Origin of the sequence: Bradyrhizobium sp. CSS354, assembly GCF_029051725.1 — a bacterium.
Lineage (GTDB): Bacteria > Pseudomonadota > Alphaproteobacteria > Rhizobiales > Xanthobacteraceae > Bradyrhizobium.
In genome coordinates this window covers 77,403-96,174 of sequence record NZ_JAACFU010000014.1, presented here as the reverse complement: position 1 = coordinate 96,174, position 18,772 = coordinate 77,403, and the positions used below count along the sequence as shown (strand labels likewise).

The window sequence follows — 18,772 nt, the reverse complement described above, 5'->3', positions numbered from 1 at the left end:
ACCGCCGTGCAGAGCGTATAGCGGCGACCATGTCGAACCCCACCGCCGCCGCGCCGGCCGATCCGATCCCCGAATGCCCGTACTGCCAGAAGCCGATGCCGCTGTGCATCTGCGACAGCGTCACGCCGATCAAGAACCGGCTCTCGCTCCTGATCCTTCAGCATCCGCAGGAGCAGGACAGGGCGCTCGGTACCGCCCGGCTGCTTGCGAAGCATTTCGAAGGTGCCACGCTGCGGGTCGGCTTGTCCTGGCCGAGCCTGTCCAAGGCGCTGGCGCAGCCGATTGAGAACGCCTCGCACTGGGCCGTGCTCTATCTCGGCTCGGCGCACGCCGCCGATCTCGAGGCCGAGGGCGAAATCCTGGCGCTCAACCGCAAGGGCGAGGTCGCGGACAACCAGCGCGCGCTCCTCGGCAAGCTCGAAGGCGTAGTGCTGCTCGACGGCACCTGGAGCCAGGCCAAGGCGCTGTGGTGGCGCAACCCGTGGATGCTGAAATGCCAGCGCGTCATCCTCAACCCGGCGGCCCCGTCGCGCTACGGCCGGCTGCGCAAGGAACCTCGGAAGGACGGACTGTCGACCATCGAGGCCGCAGCCACGATCCTCTCCGTTCTGGAGAAGCGCCCGGACATCGCGGAGACGCTGAATGCCAGTTTCGAACGGATGCTAACCCGCTACCGCGAGGTCCAGGTCGAGATGCCCGAACTGGCTCCGAAGCCGCCGGTGAAGGACCGCCGGCGCGGTGTCCGGCGGAGCAAGCGAGCCTGACTCCAGTCGGGGTTGCCTAAACCCGTGATCCCCTATATTGCTCCGCCCTCGTTGGGGCCACGTGGCGGAGTGGTTACGCGCCGGTCTGCAAAACCGTTTACTCGGGTTCGAGTCCCGACGTGGCCTCCATCACAACCTCCTGATATCTCAGCAATATTCGATCGCATCGCGGCTGCCATCGGCCCGCGCGGGCGATACGCGCTGGCCGTGCACACCGGGTTTGCCCGGGGCCCGGCGGAAACCCGCCTTTCAGCCCGCTGGCATAGTCTTCGCATCTGCGAAGTGATGCATCCCAACGATCGAACGCTGGAGAGCACGTGAGCGAAATCGTCCGATTTGTCCCGAAATCCGAGCTGGAGCGGGCTCGCCTCATTCGCGAGGCCCGCGCGATCTATGACAGCATCTTTCCGCCGGCCGCACCCGACCAAGCGCCGCAGGACGGCGGCGAGCGCGTCAAGACCTGATCGCGGCCACGCCGGATTTCGCAGCGTAGCCGCCATAGCAAAACGCCCGCGGAGCGCGGGCGCATCGGCTCACGGTGAAATTGGCTTCAGCAGGCCGCGTACCAGCCGTCCGGAAAGGGCAGCAGGGGCCAGGCGCCCTCGTTGTCATTGGCAGCTTTGGGCTTCGCGTAATAGGTCCACGAGCGCGGCACGAAATCCTCCCCCGGCACGAACGCCAGATCTTCATGGACCATGGCGTCCTGGACGGCATCCAGCAGCAAGTTGAATTCGGCTTCGCTCATCACACCCTCCGGACCGCGGATGGCGCAATGTCGCAAAGCCGGTTTGTTTCCCGGTTGAGCCGATCGTTCGCATTTTAACGATCCGCCAATCGGGTCCTGATTGGTTAGCGAGTCATGAAATCCTCTTGGGGATATTAGGTTCCTGCCGCGTGCCCGCAGTGTGAAGGAGGTCACATCTTTCGCTGTTTGTTTCTCCTACCCCTTTGCTCACCGGCCAATGCAGGCCGGCGGGCAGGGCAGACGGGAGACTGGTCATGAAGGCGAGGTTCTTGCGGTTTGCGGGTGTGAAAAGCCGGGCGCGTCGCGCATCAACGGTCGGGCTGTTCCTGACGCTGTTTGCCTCCGCCGCCCACGCGCAGCAGGGAACGGCCGAGCAACGCCGGGCCTGTACCCCCGACGTCTACCGACTCTGTGCCGGCGAAATCCCCAACGTTCGCGCCATCACGGCCTGCCTGCGCCGTAACAGACCAAGCTTGAGTGAGGCTTGCCGCTCCGTGTTCGATCAGGCTGGCGGCTGACATACCGGCCCTGTGGATTTGTGCGCAGCAAGTGGCTCGCGGGAGCTCGCGAATCCGGCATAGTCGGCCTGTGGATATGCCTGTGGTTATGCTGCGGACAGGCTGTGGACGGCAGTGATGTGGATGTCGGCCGCAGATGCGTCCTGCGATTGTCATGTCTCTGTCAAATGACCTCACCAAATGATTCCCTGATCGGGCAGATCGCGGCGAAACGCAAGATCATGTGGTTCTTCCGAATTCGGAAATACATTCCGCGAGCGTCCCGCATTAACGAACAGTTTTTGGGCAGCCGCCTGCCCAAATCACGGGCTCCTCCATCCAATTTTTTGTACGCCCGCGGACAAGCTTTCCGGTCCGCTCTCCTCCTAGGCTCGCTTCCGAGATCTGGAACATGGCCATTGCCATGACAATTCGAAGGAGCTGGACATGGAAAGACCGGTATTGCCCCAGGCGTGGGGGAACGCGCGTGCATCGCTGTCTTGGCGCAAGGCCGCGCTCGGCGCTGCCGTCGCCTTCGGCGCGCTGGCAGCCGCGCCCCTGAGCGCGCAAGCTGCGGCGCCTGCGGCCTGCGCCGCGCTCCAGGACAAATATCCGGACTGGAAGGGCAAGACGCTGGTCAATGCCATCAATCCGCACACGCCGGGCTATGAGACCATCGATCCGAAGAACCCCAGCCAATATATCGGCTTCGACATCGATCTGGGGGAAGCCATCGGCGAATGCCTCGGCTTCAAGCTGACCTACAAGCCGGTGACGTTCGCGGCACTCCTGACCACGCTCGCCGCGGGACAAGCTGACATCGTCATTTCCGACATCTATGCCACCAAGGAGCGCGCCAAGGCCGCCGACTTCATCACCTATTCGAAAGTGTTCGACGGTGTGCTTGTCGCCAAGGGCAATCCGAAGGGCATCAACGGCATCAACATGTCGATGTGCGGCGCCGCTGCCGCCGAAAACACCGGCTATGTCGAGGTGCCCCTGATCCAGGCGCTGATGCCCGAGTGCAAGAAGGCCGGCAAGGCCGAGCCGACCATCCAGCTCTACGACAACAACGCCAACTGCATCCAGGCGATCCTCGCCGGTCGTGCCGACACCTATGTCAACGACGTCAACACCGTCGACAGCGCGGTCAAGGCCTATCCGGACAAGCTGGAGAAGGCGACCGCGGTGACGATCCCGTATTCCGTTGGCATCGCCGTCCCGAAGGACAAGCCGAAATTCCGCGACGCCGTGCTCGCCGCCCTGATCGAGGTGCAGAAGGCCGGCACGCATATGGAGCTTCTGAAGAAGCACGGGCTCGACGTGAACAATTTCAAGGAGCCTGACATTCTGACGGCCGACTGATGTCGCTGTTCCTCCATTACCTGAGCATGCCGTATCTGCTCGAGGGCATCGAGCTCACCCTCGAGGTGACTGCCCTCGGGCTCGGCGGCGGATTGATCCTCGGATTGATCCTCGCCGGCATGCAGCTCTCCCGCTTCTGGCTTCTGGCGGCGATCGCCAGGGCCTACACCGTGATCTTCCGCGGCACGCCGCTGATCCTGCAAATGGTGTTCGCCTACGACGCACTGCCGCATATCGGCATCAAGCTGCCGGCGGTGCTGGCCGCCGGCCTTGCGCTGGCCTGCAACGAGGCGCCGTTCATCGCCGAGATGCTGCGCGCCGGCGTGCTGGGTGTCGATCGCGGGCAGGTGACGGCCGGCCAGGCGCTCGGCATGACGCCGCGGATCCTGATGTGGCGGGTGATCGCGCCGCAGGCGATCCGCACCATGATCCCGGCCTTCGGCAACGAGGCCGTGAGCGCGCTGAAGAACTCCTCGCTGGCCTCCGTGGTCGCGGTCCAGGAGCTGACACTGCGCTCGACCCAGCTTGCGTCCTCGACCTTCGACTTCTTCTCGATCTTCTTCGCCTCGGGCCTGCTGTATCTGGTGCTGACCTTTGCCATCAGCATCATCCAGCTTTTCGTCGAATGGTTGCTCGATCTCGATCGCACCAAAGGTCGCCAGCGCAAGCTCGCCGATTATCTGCCCTGGCGCCGCGTCGATCTCGCCACCAAGCTCGAACTTGCCGCGGTCACGGCGCATGAGCCCGAACCCGTGCAGGCGCAGCCTGTCGACGCGCCGCCGCGGGCGCTGACCCGCGAGGAGCGCACCCGGCGTGCGGCGACGATTTCGCGCAACAACATCGCGGTCGAGACCAGGGACCTCACCAAGAGCTACGGCACGCAAAAGGTGCTTGGCGGCCTCGATCTCACCGTGCGTGTCGGCGAAGTCGTCGCGCTGCTCGGGCCCAGCGGCTCCGGCAAGAGCACGCTGCTCCGGTGTATCAATCATCTCGAAAGCTGGGATGGAGGCACCGTGCGTGTCGGCGGCCGGCGTCTTGGTTTTGACGACGACGGCAAACTGCTGCCGCCACGCGCGATCGCCAATGAGCGGGCAAGCGTGGGCGTCGGCATGGTGTTCCAGCAATTCAACCTGTTCGCCCATCTCTCGGCCAAGGAGAACATCGCGGGTCCCTTGCGCTGGGTGCACGGCATGACCCGCATCGATGCCGACCGCCGGGCCGCCGAGCTGCTCGACCGGGTCGGGCTTTCGCACCGCGCAGATGCGCTGCCGCGGCATCTTTCCGGCGGCCAGCAGCAGCGCGTCGCGATCGCCCGAGCGCTCGCACCGAACCCCAGCGTGCTGCTCCTGGACGAGCCGACCTCGGCGCTCGATCCCGAGCTCGTCAGCGAGGTGCTGGAGGTGATCCGGCGGCTCGCCATCGATGACGGCCTCACCATGATCATCTCGACCCACCAGATCCGCTTCGCCGACGAGGTCGCCGACCGTGTCGCGTTCCTGAGCGGCGGCACGATCATCGAGGAGGGGCCCGCGCACGAGGTGCTCTCCAATCCCCGCAATCCGCTGACGGCACGTTTCCTCAGCGTGATGGAAGCCGACAAGACTCCGGAGGCGGTGCGATGAGAGCCGCACCCACACCGTTCAAGACCGCGTTTCCAGAAGAGGCCACCTCATGAAGCATTTCACGCTGCCGGTTTCGCCGAAGACCGTTCACTGGGGCTATTTCTCCAAAAAGGTCGCGCCGGCCGTGACGCTGCGCTCGGGCGACCGCGCCACCATCGAGACGCTGACCCACCACGCCAACGATGATTACGAGCGCATGATCCAAGGCGATCCCGGCGCCGAGAGCGTGTTCCAGTGGACGCGCGAGCACAAGGCCGTCGCGCGGCGCGGTTCGGGCCCGACGGATGGCCCGTTCATCCGCGGCGCAGGCGAGGGGATCGGCGTGCATCTCCTCACTGGTCCGGTCGCGATCGAAGGCGCCGAGCCCGGCGATATCCTCGAAGTGCGCATCCTCGATATCAGGCCGCGGCCGAGCTGCAGCGCCTGTCATGCCGGGCGCTGCTTCGGCTCCAACGTCGCCGCGAACTGGGGGTTTCACTATCACGATCTGATCGAGGAGCCGAAGCCGCGCGAGGTCGTCACCATCTTCGAGCTCGACACGTCAGGCGAGCCCTGCGCCAAGGCCGTCTACAATTACGTCTGGACGCCGCAGACCGATCCTGACGGCATCGTGCATCCGACCATCGATTATCCCGGCGTGCGCGTCGATCACGCCACCATCAAGAAGCGCGAGAACATCCTCGCAAGCGTCAAGGTGCCGGCACGGCTGCATTTCGGCACCATGGGGCTCGCACCGTCCGAGGCCGATTTCGTCAGCTCGATCCCGCCGGGTTATACCGGCGGCAACATCGACGACTGGCGCATCGGCAAGGGCGCGCGGATGTTCTATCCGGTCGCGGTCCCCGGCGCCTATTTCTCGGTCGGCGATCCCCACGCCGCGCAAGGTGACAGCGAGCTTGGCGGCACCGCGATCGAGACCTCGCTGACCGGCGATTTCGAGTTCGTCCTGCACAAGAAGGCCGATCTTGCCGGCACCAGCCTCGAAGGTCTCGACCATCCGATGCTGGAGACCGATCAGGCCTGGTCGTTCTACGGCTTCACCTATCCGAACTACCTCGCCGCGCTCGGCGCCGATGCACAAACCGAGATTGCCAATCACTCGAGTCTCGACCGCGCGATGCGCGATGCGTTCCGCAAGCTCAGGAGGTTCCTGATGACCGTGCACGGTTTGAGCGAGGACGAGGCGATCTCGCTGCTATCGGTCGGCGCCGATTTCGGCGTCACCCAGGTGGTCGACGCCAATTGGGGCGTACACGGCACGATCCGCAAGAACATCTTTCGGTGCGACTGATGTGCCGTAGCCCGGAGGGAGCGAAGCGTAATCCGGGTTTGTCACGGCGGACTCAAAAGGCTCCGGATTACGCTTCGCTCCATCCGGGCTACGCATCGTGCTCGACATTGATATCCCGCTCCAACACTCTGAAGAACAGCTCGTTTCCAGGATGAGCGCGTGACCAAAGACCGTCATTTGCGGCCCGTCGCTGCGACGGATGACCGCGTGCGTCTGGCACAGAGGTTGCTTCGATCCACTGCAATCTGGGTCGATCCGATGAGCTTCCGTCCCTTCACGAGCGAGTCCTACGCGCAAGACGACCGCCCCGAAGCCTGGCGGGACGTGCTGGCCGCGGTCGGCCTGCAGCCGGCGGCGGGCCATTCCTTCCTCGACGGGCACGCAACGGCGTCGCATCGCCACGCCGCAGGCGTCGCGCTGACGCGCATGGCGGCCGGCGCCCAGACCATTGGTCCGCGCACGCAGGCCAACGAAGACCTGCCGATTGCGCTGATGCCGGTCGAAGACGGCATGGTGCTCAAGAGCGCCGGCGGCCATCGCATCGTTCCGGTCGGTCATCTCGTGCTGCTACCGCGGAGCGGGGACTGGAGCATCGTGTTCCAGCGCGACATGCGCGCCATCGTGCTGTCGGTGACGTCGGAGGCGCTGCACGGCCGCCTCTCGGGTAGGCCGCGGCTCGGCGAACCCAGGGTCGTTCCGCCCAGCGGCTTTGCCGACGTCTTCGCGCGCTTGATGGACGCGACTGCGCGCACGCTCGACACGCTGAGCGACGCCGAATGGAATGCGGTCACGCAGTCGCTCGTCGATCTCCTGCTGACACTCGCCCATCAATTGGCGGCTTCGACGTCCGACGCCGGATCGAGTGCGACGCAGTCGGCACTGCTGCACCGGATCTGCCAGACCATCGAACGCCGCCTCGACGATCCCGAACTGGTGCCGGCGCGCGTCGCGCAGGCCGAAGGGATTTCCGAGCGTTATCTGCAAAAGCTGTTCGAGACCGTCGGCGACAACTTTACTCACTACGTGCGCGAGCGACGGCTGCAGCGCGCCTGGGCCGATCTGTCCAATCCGTCGGAGGCGCATCGCTCGATTTCGGAGATCGCCTACGCCTATGGCTTTGGCGATTCCGCACATTTCAGCCGCGCCTTCCGTCATCGTTTCGGACTGCCGCCGCGCGAGTTTCGCCAGCAGGAGGCCGAGCGGGCGACGACGCAGCAGGGGATAGCCGGTCAGCGCGGCTGGCCGCAGGATGCGCTGGCCCAGCTTCGCGTGCACCAGGCGAGCGCCGAGGCGCGCGGCAATCTGGCCCGTACCGACATCGATGAGCCGAGAACGGCCGAACGCAAACATCATCATCTTCCGATCGAAGCCAACCGTGTTCATTGGGGATATTTCAGTCGCTCGCTACAACCGCAGCTCGAGATCAATTCGGGTGATACCGTCACGATCGAAACCCTGACGCAGCACGCCTCCGACGATCCTGAGCTGATGATCGCGGGCGATGCCGCCGCCGAAAACGTGTTCGGCTGGACCAAGGCGAGGAAGAACGTCGATCGCCGCGGCGCGGGTCCGATGGATGCCAGCATATTCGGGCGCGGCGCCGGCGAAGGCTTTGGTGTGCACATCTGCACGGGGCCGGTCTCGGTGAAGGATGCCCAGCCCGGCGACGTGCTGGAAGTGCGGATCCTCGACATCGTACCGCGCGCAAGTCGTCATCCGAAACATTCAGGGCGCGTGTTCGGCTCCTCGGTCGCGGCCTGGTGGGGCTATCATTACGACGAATTTCTTTCAGGGCCGAAGCCGCGCGAGGTCGTGACGATCTACGAGATCTTCGACGACACCGATGCGCCGCATGCCCGCGCGCTGTATTCCTACCGCTGGGAGCCGCAGACCGACCCGTTTGGAGTGGTGCACCCCACCTATGACTATCCCGGCGTTCCGGTCTTGCGCGGCACGGTAAAGCGCCGCCACGCCGTGCTCGACGGCATCCGCATTCCCTTGCGCCCGCATTTCGGCGTGATCGCGGTGGCGCCGCGCGAGGTCGATTTCATCGACTCCGTGCCGCCGTCCTATTTCGGCGGCAATCTCGACAATTGGCGCTTGGGGAAGGGGGCGACCGTCTATCTTCCGGTCTCCGTTCCCGGCGCATTGCTGTCGGTCGGCGATCCCCATGCCACGCAAGGTGACGGCGAATTGAGCGGCACCGCGATTGAATGCTCGATGACCGGAACCTTCGAGGTGATCCTGCACAAGAAGGCCGACCTCGGCGGTCAGCCGTTCGCCGATCTGTCTTATCCCCTGATCGAGACCGAGTCCGATTGGGTCCTGACCGGATTCAGCCATCCCAACTACCTCGCCGAGTTCGGCGCGCAGGGCCAGAGCGAGGTCTACGCAAAGTCCTCGCTCGATCTCGCCATGAAAGATGCGTTTCGCAAGATGCGACGCTTCCTGATGAACGTGAAGGGTCTCAGCGAGGACGAGGCGATCGCGCTGATGTCGGCCGCGGTCGACTTCGGCGTCACGCAGGTGGTCGACGGCAATTGGGGCGTGCACGCGATCATCAGCAAGCGCCTGTTTCAGAACGCGCCTTAAACCGAAGGATACCCAGTGAAATTCCACATGATCAGCGGCGGACCGAAGCCGGTCGCGCCCTTCAGCCACGCGGTGGAGACCGACGGTTTTGTCTTCATCACCGGCCAAATGCCGGACACGCCGCAAACACCGGGCGTGTTGCCCGACGGCATCGTCGCGCAGACGAGGGCGGTGATGGAGAACCTGAAAGTTGTTTTGGCGGGCGTCGACCTCGGTCTCGAACACGTCGTGATGACACGCATCTATCTCACGCGTTTCAAGGAAGACTACACCGCGATGAACGACACCTATCGCGAATTCTTCGCGCCCGGACGGCTGCCGGCCCGCACCTGCGTCGGTGTCACCGGACTTGCCTATGACGCACTGATCGAGATCGACCTGGTGTGCCGTCGGCCGTCAGACGACAGTCCGTAGCCCGGATGGAGCGAAGCGCAATCCGGGATTCGTTCCGCGGAGACAGGGCCCCCGGATCACGCTGCGCTCCATCCGGGCTACAAGACCTTGCGTCGCCCGACGGGCAAAACACCCAAACGACAGGTCAATCCGCTCGCGCGAAAATATTCGCCTTTACAGAAATTCTGATTTATCGCATCTTGTCGCCACCTCACCCCGGTCAGAGGGGCGTATCGCGATCGTCACGAAACGTGGGGTGAGCTGCGGTGGACGCGGGCAGCATCGGCGCGAAGGGCCTCGCAGGGCGGGAAACCGTGAGCGAAGGCGTCGCGCACACGACCGGTGCTGACAGCGTACGGCAAAACCGTGTCGTCCTGACGCCCGGGGTCTGTGCGTCAAGTCTTGTGGTGATGTGGGCTGCCCGACCGGGCATCCGCATCAGCCATCCACAAGGCGACGGGGGCAATAGTGCATCGCTCCCCGGGGAGAACTCGGCATAAGCCGTCAAACCACTGCGCAGGGAAGGCCGTGTGTTGGGCTTCACCTGTATGCCGCTGTGCAGCCTCTTGTAGTGCAACCTTCGCACAGTGGACCGTGGGTGCCAGCCGGCACCCGGTCTTCCCTGCGCCCTCTGACGAGGAGGGTGTACGAGACGAAGCAAAGCTCGGGCGAGTCAAGCCGCGAGGACGCGAAGCTGTGGCCGCGACGCAGAATGGGAGTTGTTGGCGATCGTCGATGCCGCTTGCTCCGTCATTGCGAGCGCAGCGAAGCAATCCAAAATCCTCCATGGTAGGGATCTGGACGGCTTCGTCGCAAGAGCTCCTCGCAATGACGTGGAGAGAGCGGGCGCCTCCACCTCGGTCTTGTGCCCGGGACGCAGCCCAGCGCTCCTTCAGCGGTGCGCTGCTGAGCCGGAGCCGATGCCACAGCGTGTGTGCGACTTCCTGGCTCCTGGCTCCTGGCTCCTGGGCTCCCGGCTCGGCGCTTCGCTTGTCCGGGACCCTCCATTTCGTCTCAAATTGCAACCCGCGCGTGCAAGAAGTCTTGGTCGGCCGCGATTTAGAAGTGATCAAGCGCTTGAACGCAGACTTCAGCCGCCTCGACTAATCGCTGATGCCAAAGGATCAGTGGAACGTGATCAACCCTCCTCTTCCTAAGGCACTAAAATGGTGCTTTAGTGCTTTCCGTGAGCCCGTCACCCCGAAACGCGCCATCGGCGCTGCGATACCGACTTGCGCCTGACCCCGCCGCCAAGGCCGCGCTGGAGGCGACGTTCGGAGCCTATGAACGCATGATGGAGATCCTGGACGAGGTGGCGCGGAGCCATAACGTGGGTTCCAACGTCGTCCTGCTGCATGCTCATGCCTATGAGCCAATCCGCAAACAGACCGCGCTGCCCTCGCGGCTGGTGACGCTGGGCCTGCGCGACCGCGCCGACTATCGCGCGGCCCAGGGGCGCCGCCTACCGCTCGACGACAAGCTTGCCAAGATCAAAGGTCCAGCCACCATTTCGATTGCCACCGTGCAAGGGCGCTTCAGCGTGCCCTTCGACTACGCCGGCTATGCCGAGGGCTGGGGGCAGAGCGTGCCCGCGCACCTGATCCGCACCGACGACGGTTTCGAAGTTCACTACGGCGTCACGCCGAACAATCTGCCAGAGGAGGAGAACGCCATGGATACCATCGCTGCCGCTCCCGAGAATTTCCTGTCGCGGGTCGGACGCCTGATCGCCGGGATTGCCTACGACGCGATCGAGCAGGCCGAAGGCAAGAACAAGCTTGGGGTGGTCGGACAGGCCATCCGCGAGATCGAGCGCGCCGAGGCCGAGGCGCGAGATGCGCTCGCGTCTGCGCGGGCCGAAGAATATCGCCTCAACGCGCGCCGCACCGAGATCGAGCGCGAGATGACCGATCTCGCTCCAAAGATCGAGGGCGCGATCGCTGATAGCCGCGACGATCTCGCCCGCTCGGGCATCGCGCGGCAGATGGATCTGGAGGCCCAGTTCGAGGTGCTCTCCCGCGCCATCGACGAGAACAACGAAAAGATCGAGCAGTGCGTGACGTCTCTGCGTGCCGTTCTCTCGGCGCTCCAGGACGCCGAACTGCGCCGCGCCGACCTCGAAAAGAGCGAGGCGGCCGCAAGTCACCAGGCCTCGACTTCACTGCGGAAGCCCGGCGGCACCTCGGCGGCGGCCAAGGCGCTGCGTGCGGGCAGGGCGGTGGCGCGCGCCACCGGCGTTCCGGCATCCATCCCGTTCTCGAGCGACATCGACGAGCTCAGCACGTTGCATCGCGACAAGGAGATTGCAGCGAGGCTGGCCCGGTTGAAGTCGCGCTCCTGAGACCTGTGTCATGAGCGCACTGCTCGAACATGTCATGTCGCCCGAGGTCAGGCCGTTCGCGATCGCGGCGGCCATGATCCTCATTGTCGGCTCGATCGAAGTGGTCTCGATGCTGGTCGGGGCCTCCCTGAGCGAAATGCTCGGCACCACCATCGATTTCGGTCATCCCAGCGACAATGGCGTCGTCAACGCCATCTCCTGGATCAATCTCGGCGGCGTGCCGCTGCTGATTTTCCTGCTGTTGCTGCTCGGTGCCTTCTCAATCACCGGCTTCCTGATCCAGGACATCGCACGGATGGTGGCCGGTCCCTTACCAGCGACGGTCGCCTCGGTAGGGGCGGTCGTCGTCTCGGTTCCGCTCGTTCGCGCCACCAGCCGCGCCATCGCGCGGGCCATTCCCAAAGACGAAAGCTATGCGGTCGGCCTCGGCGATCTCGTCGGCCGCGTCGGCGAGGTCGTCATTGGTCCGCTCGACCAGGGACCGCCCGGCCGCGTCAGCGTCGCCGACGTTCACGGTAACCGGCATTTCGTCTGGGCGGTTGCCGCACCGTCATCGTCGCCCCTGCCGCAGGGAACCATGGTCCTGCTGGTCGATCGCGCCGGCACCCGCTTCGTGGCGGTGAAGGCCGACGATGAACTCAAGCCGTCCAAACCCACTCTAAGCAGCTAGCAGTCATTTATTAATTGGAGAACATCATGTTCGACATCGCAGTCCCGGCCATGATCGGCGTCGCGCTGATCGTCGTCCTCGGGATCGTCTTCACCATTCTCTACAAGCGCGCCACCCGCGACGAGGCCTTCGTGCGCACCGGCCTCGGCGGCAAGAAGGTCGTGCTCGACGGCGGCGCCATGATCCTGCCGATCTTCCACTCCTATGCCAGCGTCAATTTGAAGACGCTGCGACTGACCGTCGAGCGCAAGGAGCGGGAATCCCTGATCACCAGGGATCGCTTGCGCGTCGATATCGTCGCCGAATTCTACGTGCGCGTTCGCCCGGACGATGAGAGCATCGCGCTGGCGAGCCAGACGCTGGGCGCGCTGACCAACGACGCCGAGGCGCTGCGCAACCAGGTCGAGGCGAAATTTGTCGACGGTCTGCGTTCGGTGGCGGCCACCATGAGTATCCTCGAGCTCCAGGAGAAGCGCTCCGACTTCGTCAAGCACGTGCAGGCCACGGTCGAGTCCGACGTGAAATCGAACGGCCTCGAGCTTGAATCGGTGTCCCTGACCAAACTCGACCAGACCGACGTCAAATTCTTCAATCCGGAGAATTTCTTCGACGCTGAAGGTCTCACCCAATTGAAGACGGTCACCGAGACTCGTCGCCGCGACCGCAACGCCATTGTGCGCGACAACGAGGTCGCGATCGCACAGAAGGACCTCGAGGCGCGGCAGCAGACCCTGACGATCGAGCGGACCAAGAAGGAGGCCGAACTGTCGCAGGAGCGCGACATCGCCAACAAAACTGCGAGCACCCGCGCCGAGGTCGCAACCGCGACCCAAACCGCACGCCTGACCGAGGAGAATGCCCGCATCGATACCGACCGGGCGGTCGCCGAGAAGGAGGCGGGCGCCAAGCAGGTGAAGGAAACCGCAGTGATCGAATCTGACCTGGCGATCAACAAGCGCAAGACCGATGCGCAGCGCGAGATCCAGATCGCCACCCAGGAGAACGAGATCCAGATCGCGTCCAAGAGCAAGCAGACCTCGGAAGCCCTGACCGAGGCCAAGACGGCCGAAGCGGTCGCCGTTTCCGCGGAAGAAAAGGTCGTGACCGCCCGCGCCGTCGAGGTTGCCGATCGTGCCCGTCTCACCCAGGTGCTCGCCGCGCGCACCGAGGCCGAGCGAAAATCCACCGAGGTGATCGTTGCGGCCGAAGCCGAGAAGAAGGCCGCGCTCGATCGCGCCGAGGCCACCAAGACGCTGGCCACCGCCGAAGCCGAGTCCAACAAGATCAAGGCGGTTGGCGTCAGGAATATCGGCGAGGCCGAGGCCGCAATCATCACACTCAAGAACGAGGCACAGAACAAGCTGGGGGCCAACGTCATCGACTTCGAACTCGCCAAGAAGCGGATCGAGATCATGCCGTCGGCGCTGGCCGAAATGGTCAAGCCCATCGGAAACCTGAAGGACGTCCGCATCCTCCATACCGGCGGGGCGTTCGGCGGCAATGGCGTCGGCGGAGGCAATGTCGGCTTCGGCGAGGGGCTTGCCGGCGAACTCCTCAAGGTGCACGCGCTGCGTCCGATGATCGACGAGATCCTGCGCCAGAGCGGCTTTGCGCCGGGCGAGGATCCCGTAAAGGCGCTGGTCGGCGCCGTGACGGGGAAGAGCAATGGCGCCGCGGTGCCGGCGCCCGCGCCGGAGACAACAAACCGCGCCGATCTATGAATGCCGGTTCATTGCTGCGGAGAATTCGAATCGATAAGAATTGGCTCGTTGCGCGTCTCGCGTCGTGCAACGAGCCGGAGGCGGATCGATCGCGTCTCGAACCTTTCGATTGCGCCTCCGACGAATCCTTCAAGGCAACGCCATTGGTTGCCGCGGCGCCTGCGCCGATCGACGTCAGGCACCGAAAGCCCGTTTCGATCGGGGGAATTTGATATGAAGTATTTTCTGTCTGCACTGATCGCGATCGGTCTATCGATCGCCGCCGCGCCGTCGTTCGCGGCTGACGCCCGCAACGTCACCGTCGTCAACGAGACCGGCTATGCCATCAAATTCCTGGGCTTCAACGCCCCGGACGATGGCATGGACGAATGGGACAACGAGTTGGAGAAGGTTTTGCAGAACCAGGCGAGCACCTATGTCGAGTTCGACGATGATGACGATGGCTGTGTCTGGAACGTCCGCGTCGACTGGCAGAACTATGACGAGACCGTGCTCTGGAAGAACGTCAACCTCTGCAAGTTCACCGCGCTCCGGCTGCGCTACGATTCCGGCACCAAGACCACTTCGTTCGTCGCCGAGTAACTTGACCTGAGGTCAGGCGGAGGAGGGGCCATGCGCCCTTCCTCGCCGCAATGTGCCAGATAGCGAATTCGTCCTTTGCAAGCGCAAGCGGCTTTGTTATACGCAGCCGCGCGCGAACGACGGGTTCGCCCTTTTCCTCGGTAGCTCAGCGGTAGAGCATCCGACTGTTAATCGGATGGTCGCTGGTTCGAATCCAGCCCGGGGAGCCAAATTCCGCTTCATTTTCAGTGGCTTGCGTCCAGACTCTGATCTGGCGTGCGATCTCGTTGCGGCAAATTCTCAATTAGATGTGTACCGGGGCGAGCCGGCATCCTCAGCGGTGACGCCAAAACGACTCAATTGAAATCGAGCTTCCAGAGGCCGGTCTTTTAGGAGCTGATTCCCATGCGAGACATCCAGGTCGACCGTTCCCCGCTGGCTCCCTCCATTTTGCCGGCGGACATCCCCGAACTCAGCGATGACGAATGCCTCGCCTGTCTGGCGCGCGCGGTCGAGACCCACGATTCGGCACGGCTGGATGAAGTCGCCGCATTGATCGGCCGTCTCGCGGTCACGATCGAATAGGCCTCGCCCTCGACATTGCGAGTTGCGGAAGGGCCCGGTTCGCGGGGCCAGAGCCATGTTGCGTTTTCGCAGGGCCTGTTCCAAAGATGCCGCCAACTTTCGTCCGCGGCATCGTCCGCCTTGCAGGGTCCGCAAATGTCCGTTTTCTCGACGGCGCGCCTAAAAATGGTCGATGGCCAGGTGCGCACCAGTGACGTCACCGACCGTCGTGTTCTCGACGCCATGCTCACGGTTCCGCGCGAGGCCTTCGTGCCGGCCAGCCGGCAGGCATTGGCGTATCTCGACCTCGATCTCGACGTCAGCGAGGGGGGCGGCAAGCGGTTCCTGATGAAGCCGCAGCTGACCGGCAAGCTGCTCCAGGCCGCCGAGATCGGCGAGGGTGACAACGTGCTGGTCGTCGGCTGCGCCACGGGCTATCTCGCTGCGCTGACCGCCAAGCTCGCCCGCCAGGTCACCGCGACGGAATGCGATTCGGCGCTGGCCAAGAAGGCCAATGACGTCTTCGCCGCCCTCGGGCTCGCTAACGTGGCCTGCAAGGCCGCGGCCTGTACCGAGGGTGATCCCGCTGCTGGCCCCTATGATGTGATCGTCCTCAACGGCGCCACCGAGGTGACGCCGGCAGGGCTGCTCGGGCAGCTCAAGGAGGGTGGGCGCCTGCTGGGGGTTTCGGCCGAATCCAGGCCGCCGCGAGCCATGATCGTGACCCATACCCACGGCGAATTCGGCCATCGGGCGCTGTTCGATGCCGCGGCCCCGGTCCTTCCCGGGCTGGAACGGGCCGCCGCCTTCGTGTTCTGACGGCCGATAGCGGCTTTAGCCCGTTAAAATCCCGTTCTGAATCAGAAGTGTGGCCGGGATGCTGCACGTGAAGAGTTTCCACTGCGGACACCCCTCAGGTAGTTCCGTCGCGCTTGACCGCGTCCTATGTTGCGACGGGGCAACGACTCCACTCGTAGACGGTAACCCAGCTCGCGGGCACGAGCCGGGCGTTAGAATGAACGGAATTTTTGGATGCATGGGGTGAAGCTCTTCACCGGAGCAGCGGTTTCGGTCCTGCTGCTGGCGCTTGCCGCGCCGACGCCTGCCTTGGCGGATACGATCGAGGCTGCGCTGGTGCGCGCCTATCAGAACAATCCGCAGCTCAACGCGCAGCGCGCCCAGGCGCGCTCGACCGACGAGAACGTGCCGCAGGCGCTGTCGGGCTACCGCCCCAAGGTCAACGTGACCCTCGGCACCGGCTATCAATATCAGGATATCCAACAGACGCAGAAGGGCCCAACGATCCACAGCAACAACCCCCTTTCCACGCAGCCGCTTCAGCCCAACAGCGCCAGCTTGACCGTCAACCAGACGCTCTACAACGGCAATCAGACCGCCAACAGGACGCGTGCGGCGGAGAGTCAGGTCTCGGGGTCCCGCGAGGCGTTGCGTGTGCTCGAGCAGACGGTCCTGCTGCAGGCTGCCACGACCTACATGGACTTCCTGCGTGATTCGGCGACTCTCGAAGTTCAGCGCAGCAACGTGCGCGTGCTCGAACAGACGCTCAAGCAAACCCGTGATCGCTTCAATGTCGGCGAAGTGACGCGCACGGACGTGGCGCAATCCGAAGCGCAGCTCGCGGCCGGCAGGACCCAGGCCCTGACTGCCGAATCGAATCTCACGACGACGCGCGCGAATTTTCGCCGGATCATCGGCAACGAGCCGACGAACCTGGCACCGGGCTCGCCGGTCGATCGATTTCTGCCCGCGACGCTCGCCTCCGCCGTCGGTCTCAGCCTGGTGGAGAACCCCAACGTCACGGCTTCGATGTTCGGGATCGACGTCAACTATCTCCAGGTCAAGATCAACGAGGGCGCGCTGCTGCCGACGGTCACCGTCCAGGCTGCTGTCAGCACGTCGTACCAGCAGACTCTGAATGTCTTCCGAACGAATACCGCGTCCGCCATCGCGACAGCTTCCATACCGATCTATCAGGGCGGCGCAGAATATTCGCTGATCCGGCAGTCCAAAGAGAACCTGGCGCAGCAGCGCCTGAATCTCGAAACCACCCGCGATCAGACCCGCGCCAACGTCGTGCAGGCCTGGGGGCAGTTGGAAGCCGGCAAGGCGCAGGTACAATCTGCGCAGGCGCAGGTCACGGCCTCCGAGATCGCGCTGAACGGCGTGCGCGAAGAAGCCAAGGCCGGCCAGCGTACCACGCTGGACGTGCTCAACGCGCAGCAGGCGCTGGTGAACGCACGCGTTGCGCTCGTCACTGCCCAGCATGACCGCGTGGTGGCGTCCTATTCGGTGCTCAATGCGGTCGGTCGTCTCGCGCCGCAGGTCCTCGGCCTCAACACCACGGTCTACGATCCCAGCGTTCACTACCAACAGGTTCGCGACAGCTGGGCCGGCGTCCGCACGCCGGACGGACGCTAGAGTCCCGTAATCGTCCGGTCGGCCTCGCGAATAGTCGAAGCCGACCGGTGCTTTGCTTGCAATCAGCAAAATCCCTGACATAGCCTTGCCAAGAAGATGCGGGCCGATTCGCTCCGCATCCGATGCCGTGTGCGTAAAGCATGAGTGCCGAGGGCAGGGGCTCACCGCTGCACGTTGAGCCGTCATCTGGGGACAAGTCGGGCTGCCGCGCCGAAAATGGCGGGCCGTCCATCCGGAACCGGCCAATCCTGTCGTGCTTGGTGTAAAACAACGCATGCGAGGGCGTTGATGATGTGGAGTCGGAGATGACGCAGCCTGCAAAGGTCACAGAACCCTCGATGGAGGAGATTCTGGCCTCGATCCGGCGCATCATTGCCGACGATGAGGCCAAGCCGCCACCGGCGGATGCTGCCAAGCCCGAGAAAGCTGCCGCCCCCGCCGCGCCAGCGAAGCCGCAGGCGATCAGCGATATTCCGCCATCCAAAGTCGCGCCGCCCAAACCGGCCGCCGAGAAGCCCGCACCGCCTCCGGCTGCCAAGCCGGCGCCGCCGCCGGCCCCCGCGCCTGAGGCGGATGCATCCAACAATCAGGACGATATCGACGCGCTGCTGGCAGGGCTCGACGCGGCCACGCCTGCGCCGGAAACCCGTGCTCCCGAGCCGGAGCCCGAACCTGAGCCCGACGTGCTGGAATTGACCGACGATATGGCGCTGGCGATGGAGCCAACGCCGCCTCCGCCGCCGCCGAGCTTCCGCAAGGTCGACCCGCGCGACGATCTCGAATTCGCCGAATCGCCGCCGCCGCGTCCGACGCCGGCATCCTATGCGCCGGTGGATTTCGATGCGCCGCCACTGCCGCCCCAACAGCCGATGCTGGCGCAATCGACGGTCTCCGCGGTCGAATCCGCCTTCAATTCCCTGGCCCACACAGTGCTCAGCAGCAATGCGCGAACGCTGGAGGATCTGGTCAAGGAGATGCTGCGTCCGATGCTGAAATCCTGGCTGGACGACAATTTGCCGGGCCTCGTTGAACGCATCGTGAAGGCCGAAATCGAGCGGGTATCGCGCGGCGGCAGGTAGATCGGGCCGCAGAGCCCTCATAAAGCCCTGCTTGTGCGTCATATTCCGACCGGACCGGAAAGCCCTGTTGCCGCCTGGCTTTCCCTGACCTTTCCGTTGACTTGTCCGTTGACTTGGACCCCGTGCGC

At 64.2% G+C, this 18,772-nt stretch carries 17 protein-coding genes and 2 tRNA genes; 18 read left to right on the top strand and 1 reads right to left on the bottom strand.

Annotated features, from left to right (window positions below):
- The first annotated feature begins 29 nt into the window (after window positions 1-29).
- From GWG67_RS28205 to GWG67_RS28195, 3 genes are all read left to right on the top strand, one after another.
- Entirely contained in the window at window positions 30-764 is a 735-nt protein-coding gene (locus GWG67_RS28205; RefSeq protein WP_275172604.1) for a tRNA-uridine aminocarboxypropyltransferase, read from the top strand.
- 55 nt (window positions 765-819) lie between these two features.
- Window positions 820-893 (top strand) — tRNA-Cys (locus GWG67_RS28200).
- 188 nt (window positions 894-1,081) lie between these two features.
- The gene (locus GWG67_RS28195) at window positions 1,082-1,228 is read left to right on the top strand and encodes a hypothetical protein (protein ID WP_007610232.1); all 147 of its coding nucleotides are present in this window, start codon (window positions 1,082-1,084) and stop codon (window positions 1,226-1,228) included.
- A gap of 86 nt (window positions 1,229-1,314) precedes the next feature.
- Here the strand turns inward: GWG67_RS28195 and GWG67_RS28190 are convergent, their stop codons facing one another.
- A complete protein-coding gene (locus GWG67_RS28190; protein WP_007591187.1) occupies window positions 1,315-1,509 on the bottom strand; it encodes a hypothetical protein in 195 nt (64 codons plus the stop codon).
- A 254-nt stretch (window positions 1,510-1,763) separates the two neighbouring features.
- Between GWG67_RS28190 and GWG67_RS28185 the strand changes: the two genes are divergently transcribed.
- From GWG67_RS28185 to GWG67_RS28115, 15 genes are all read left to right on the top strand, one after another.
- The gene (locus tag GWG67_RS28185) at window positions 1,764-2,027 is read left to right on the top strand and encodes a hypothetical protein (RefSeq protein ID WP_275172603.1); all 264 of its coding nucleotides are present in this window, start codon (window positions 1,764-1,766) and stop codon (window positions 2,025-2,027) included.
- 426 nt (window positions 2,028-2,453) lie between these two features.
- A complete protein-coding gene (locus tag GWG67_RS28180; RefSeq protein WP_275172602.1) occupies window positions 2,454-3,371 on the top strand; it encodes an ABC transporter substrate-binding protein in 918 nt (305 codons plus the stop codon).
- Window positions 3,371-4,993 carry an amino acid ABC transporter permease/ATP-binding protein gene (locus tag GWG67_RS28175; protein WP_275172601.1) on the top strand — a complete coding sequence of 541 codons (1,623 nt, stop codon included), beginning with the start codon at window positions 3,371-3,373 and terminating at the stop codon, window positions 4,991-4,993. Before GWG67_RS28180 ends, GWG67_RS28175 begins: the two co-directional genes overlap by 1 nt.
- Before the next feature lie 49 nt (window positions 4,994-5,042).
- Window positions 5,043-6,284: an acetamidase/formamidase family protein gene (locus GWG67_RS28170; protein ID WP_275172600.1), complete on the top strand. Its 1,242-nt coding sequence runs from the start codon at window positions 5,043-5,045 to the stop codon at window positions 6,282-6,284.
- A gap of 258 nt (window positions 6,285-6,542) precedes the next feature.
- On the top strand, window positions 6,543-8,876 hold the full coding sequence (locus GWG67_RS28165) for an acetamidase/formamidase family protein (RefSeq protein WP_275172658.1): 2,334 nt from the start codon (window positions 6,543-6,545) through the stop codon (window positions 8,874-8,876).
- A gap of 15 nt (window positions 8,877-8,891) precedes the next feature.
- Window positions 8,892-9,290 (top strand): RidA family protein, encoded by a 399-nt coding sequence (locus GWG67_RS28160; RefSeq protein WP_275172599.1) that lies wholly within the window; start codon window positions 8,892-8,894, stop codon window positions 9,288-9,290.
- A gap of 1,156 nt (window positions 9,291-10,446) precedes the next feature.
- Entirely contained in the window at window positions 10,447-11,610 is a 1,164-nt protein-coding gene (locus GWG67_RS28155; RefSeq protein WP_275172598.1) for a PspA/IM30 family protein, read from the top strand.
- 10 nt (window positions 11,611-11,620) lie between these two features.
- The gene (locus GWG67_RS28150) at window positions 11,621-12,280 is read left to right on the top strand and encodes an OB-fold-containig protein (RefSeq protein ID WP_275172597.1); all 660 of its coding nucleotides are present in this window, start codon (window positions 11,621-11,623) and stop codon (window positions 12,278-12,280) included.
- Between the two features lie 26 nt (window positions 12,281-12,306).
- A complete protein-coding gene (locus GWG67_RS28145) occupies window positions 12,307-14,001 on the top strand; it encodes a flotillin family protein (RefSeq protein ID WP_275172596.1) in 1,695 nt (564 codons plus the stop codon).
- A 213-nt stretch (window positions 14,002-14,214) separates the two neighbouring features.
- Window positions 14,215-14,583: a hypothetical protein gene (locus tag GWG67_RS28140; protein ID WP_275172595.1), complete on the top strand. Its 369-nt coding sequence runs from the start codon at window positions 14,215-14,217 to the stop codon at window positions 14,581-14,583.
- A 134-nt stretch (window positions 14,584-14,717) separates the two neighbouring features.
- Window positions 14,718-14,792, top strand: a tRNA-Asn gene (locus tag GWG67_RS28135).
- Between the two features lie 175 nt (window positions 14,793-14,967).
- Window positions 14,968-15,147, top strand: coding sequence for a hypothetical protein (locus GWG67_RS28130; RefSeq protein ID WP_007591158.1), 180 nt, complete (start codon window positions 14,968-14,970; stop codon window positions 15,145-15,147).
- A 135-nt stretch (window positions 15,148-15,282) separates the two neighbouring features.
- The gene (locus tag GWG67_RS28125; protein WP_275172594.1) at window positions 15,283-15,945 is read left to right on the top strand and encodes a protein-L-isoaspartate O-methyltransferase; all 663 of its coding nucleotides are present in this window, start codon (window positions 15,283-15,285) and stop codon (window positions 15,943-15,945) included.
- A gap of 213 nt (window positions 15,946-16,158) precedes the next feature.
- Complete coding sequence (locus GWG67_RS28120) at window positions 16,159-17,565, top strand: TolC family outer membrane protein (protein ID WP_275172593.1); 1,407 nt, start codon at window positions 16,159-16,161, stop codon at window positions 17,563-17,565.
- A gap of 305 nt (window positions 17,566-17,870) precedes the next feature.
- Complete coding sequence (locus tag GWG67_RS28115) at window positions 17,871-18,644, top strand: PopZ family protein (RefSeq protein WP_275172592.1); 774 nt, start codon at window positions 17,871-17,873, stop codon at window positions 18,642-18,644.
- Window positions 18,645-18,772 lie beyond the last annotated feature (128 nt).

Excerpts from the sequence above, each read along its gene's own strand:
- GWG67_RS28145 (WP_275172596.1), top strand. The coding sequence starts at position 12,307 with ATGTTCGACATCGCAGTCCCGGCCATGATCGGCGTCGCGCTGATCGTC.
- GWG67_RS28190 (WP_007591187.1), bottom strand. The coding sequence starts at position 1,509 with ATGAGCGAAGCCGAATTCAACTTGCTGCTGGATGCCGTCCAGGACGCC.
- GWG67_RS28115 (WP_275172592.1), top strand. The coding sequence starts at position 17,871 with ATGACGCAGCCTGCAAAGGTCACAGAACCCTCGATGGAGGAGATTCTG.
- GWG67_RS28180 (WP_275172602.1), top strand. The coding sequence starts at position 2,454 with ATGGAAAGACCGGTATTGCCCCAGGCGTGGGGGAACGCGCGTGCATCG.
- GWG67_RS28175 (WP_275172601.1), top strand. The coding sequence starts at position 3,371 with ATGTCGCTGTTCCTCCATTACCTGAGCATGCCGTATCTGCTCGAGGGC.
- GWG67_RS28165 (WP_275172658.1), top strand. The coding sequence starts at position 6,543 with ATGAGCTTCCGTCCCTTCACGAGCGAGTCCTACGCGCAAGACGACCGC.
- GWG67_RS28130 (WP_007591158.1), top strand. The coding sequence starts at position 14,968 with ATGCGAGACATCCAGGTCGACCGTTCCCCGCTGGCTCCCTCCATTTTG.
- GWG67_RS28150 (WP_275172597.1), top strand. The coding sequence starts at position 11,621 with ATGAGCGCACTGCTCGAACATGTCATGTCGCCCGAGGTCAGGCCGTTC.
- GWG67_RS28125 (WP_275172594.1), top strand. The coding sequence starts at position 15,283 with ATGTCCGTTTTCTCGACGGCGCGCCTAAAAATGGTCGATGGCCAGGTG.
- GWG67_RS28120 (WP_275172593.1), top strand. The coding sequence starts at position 16,159 with ATGCATGGGGTGAAGCTCTTCACCGGAGCAGCGGTTTCGGTCCTGCTG.
- GWG67_RS28205 (WP_275172604.1), top strand. The coding sequence starts at position 30 with ATGTCGAACCCCACCGCCGCCGCGCCGGCCGATCCGATCCCCGAATGC.
- GWG67_RS28170 (WP_275172600.1), top strand. The coding sequence starts at position 5,043 with ATGAAGCATTTCACGCTGCCGGTTTCGCCGAAGACCGTTCACTGGGGC.
- GWG67_RS28140 (WP_275172595.1), top strand. The coding sequence starts at position 14,215 with ATGAAGTATTTTCTGTCTGCACTGATCGCGATCGGTCTATCGATCGCC.
- GWG67_RS28185 (WP_275172603.1), top strand. The coding sequence starts at position 1,764 with ATGAAGGCGAGGTTCTTGCGGTTTGCGGGTGTGAAAAGCCGGGCGCGT.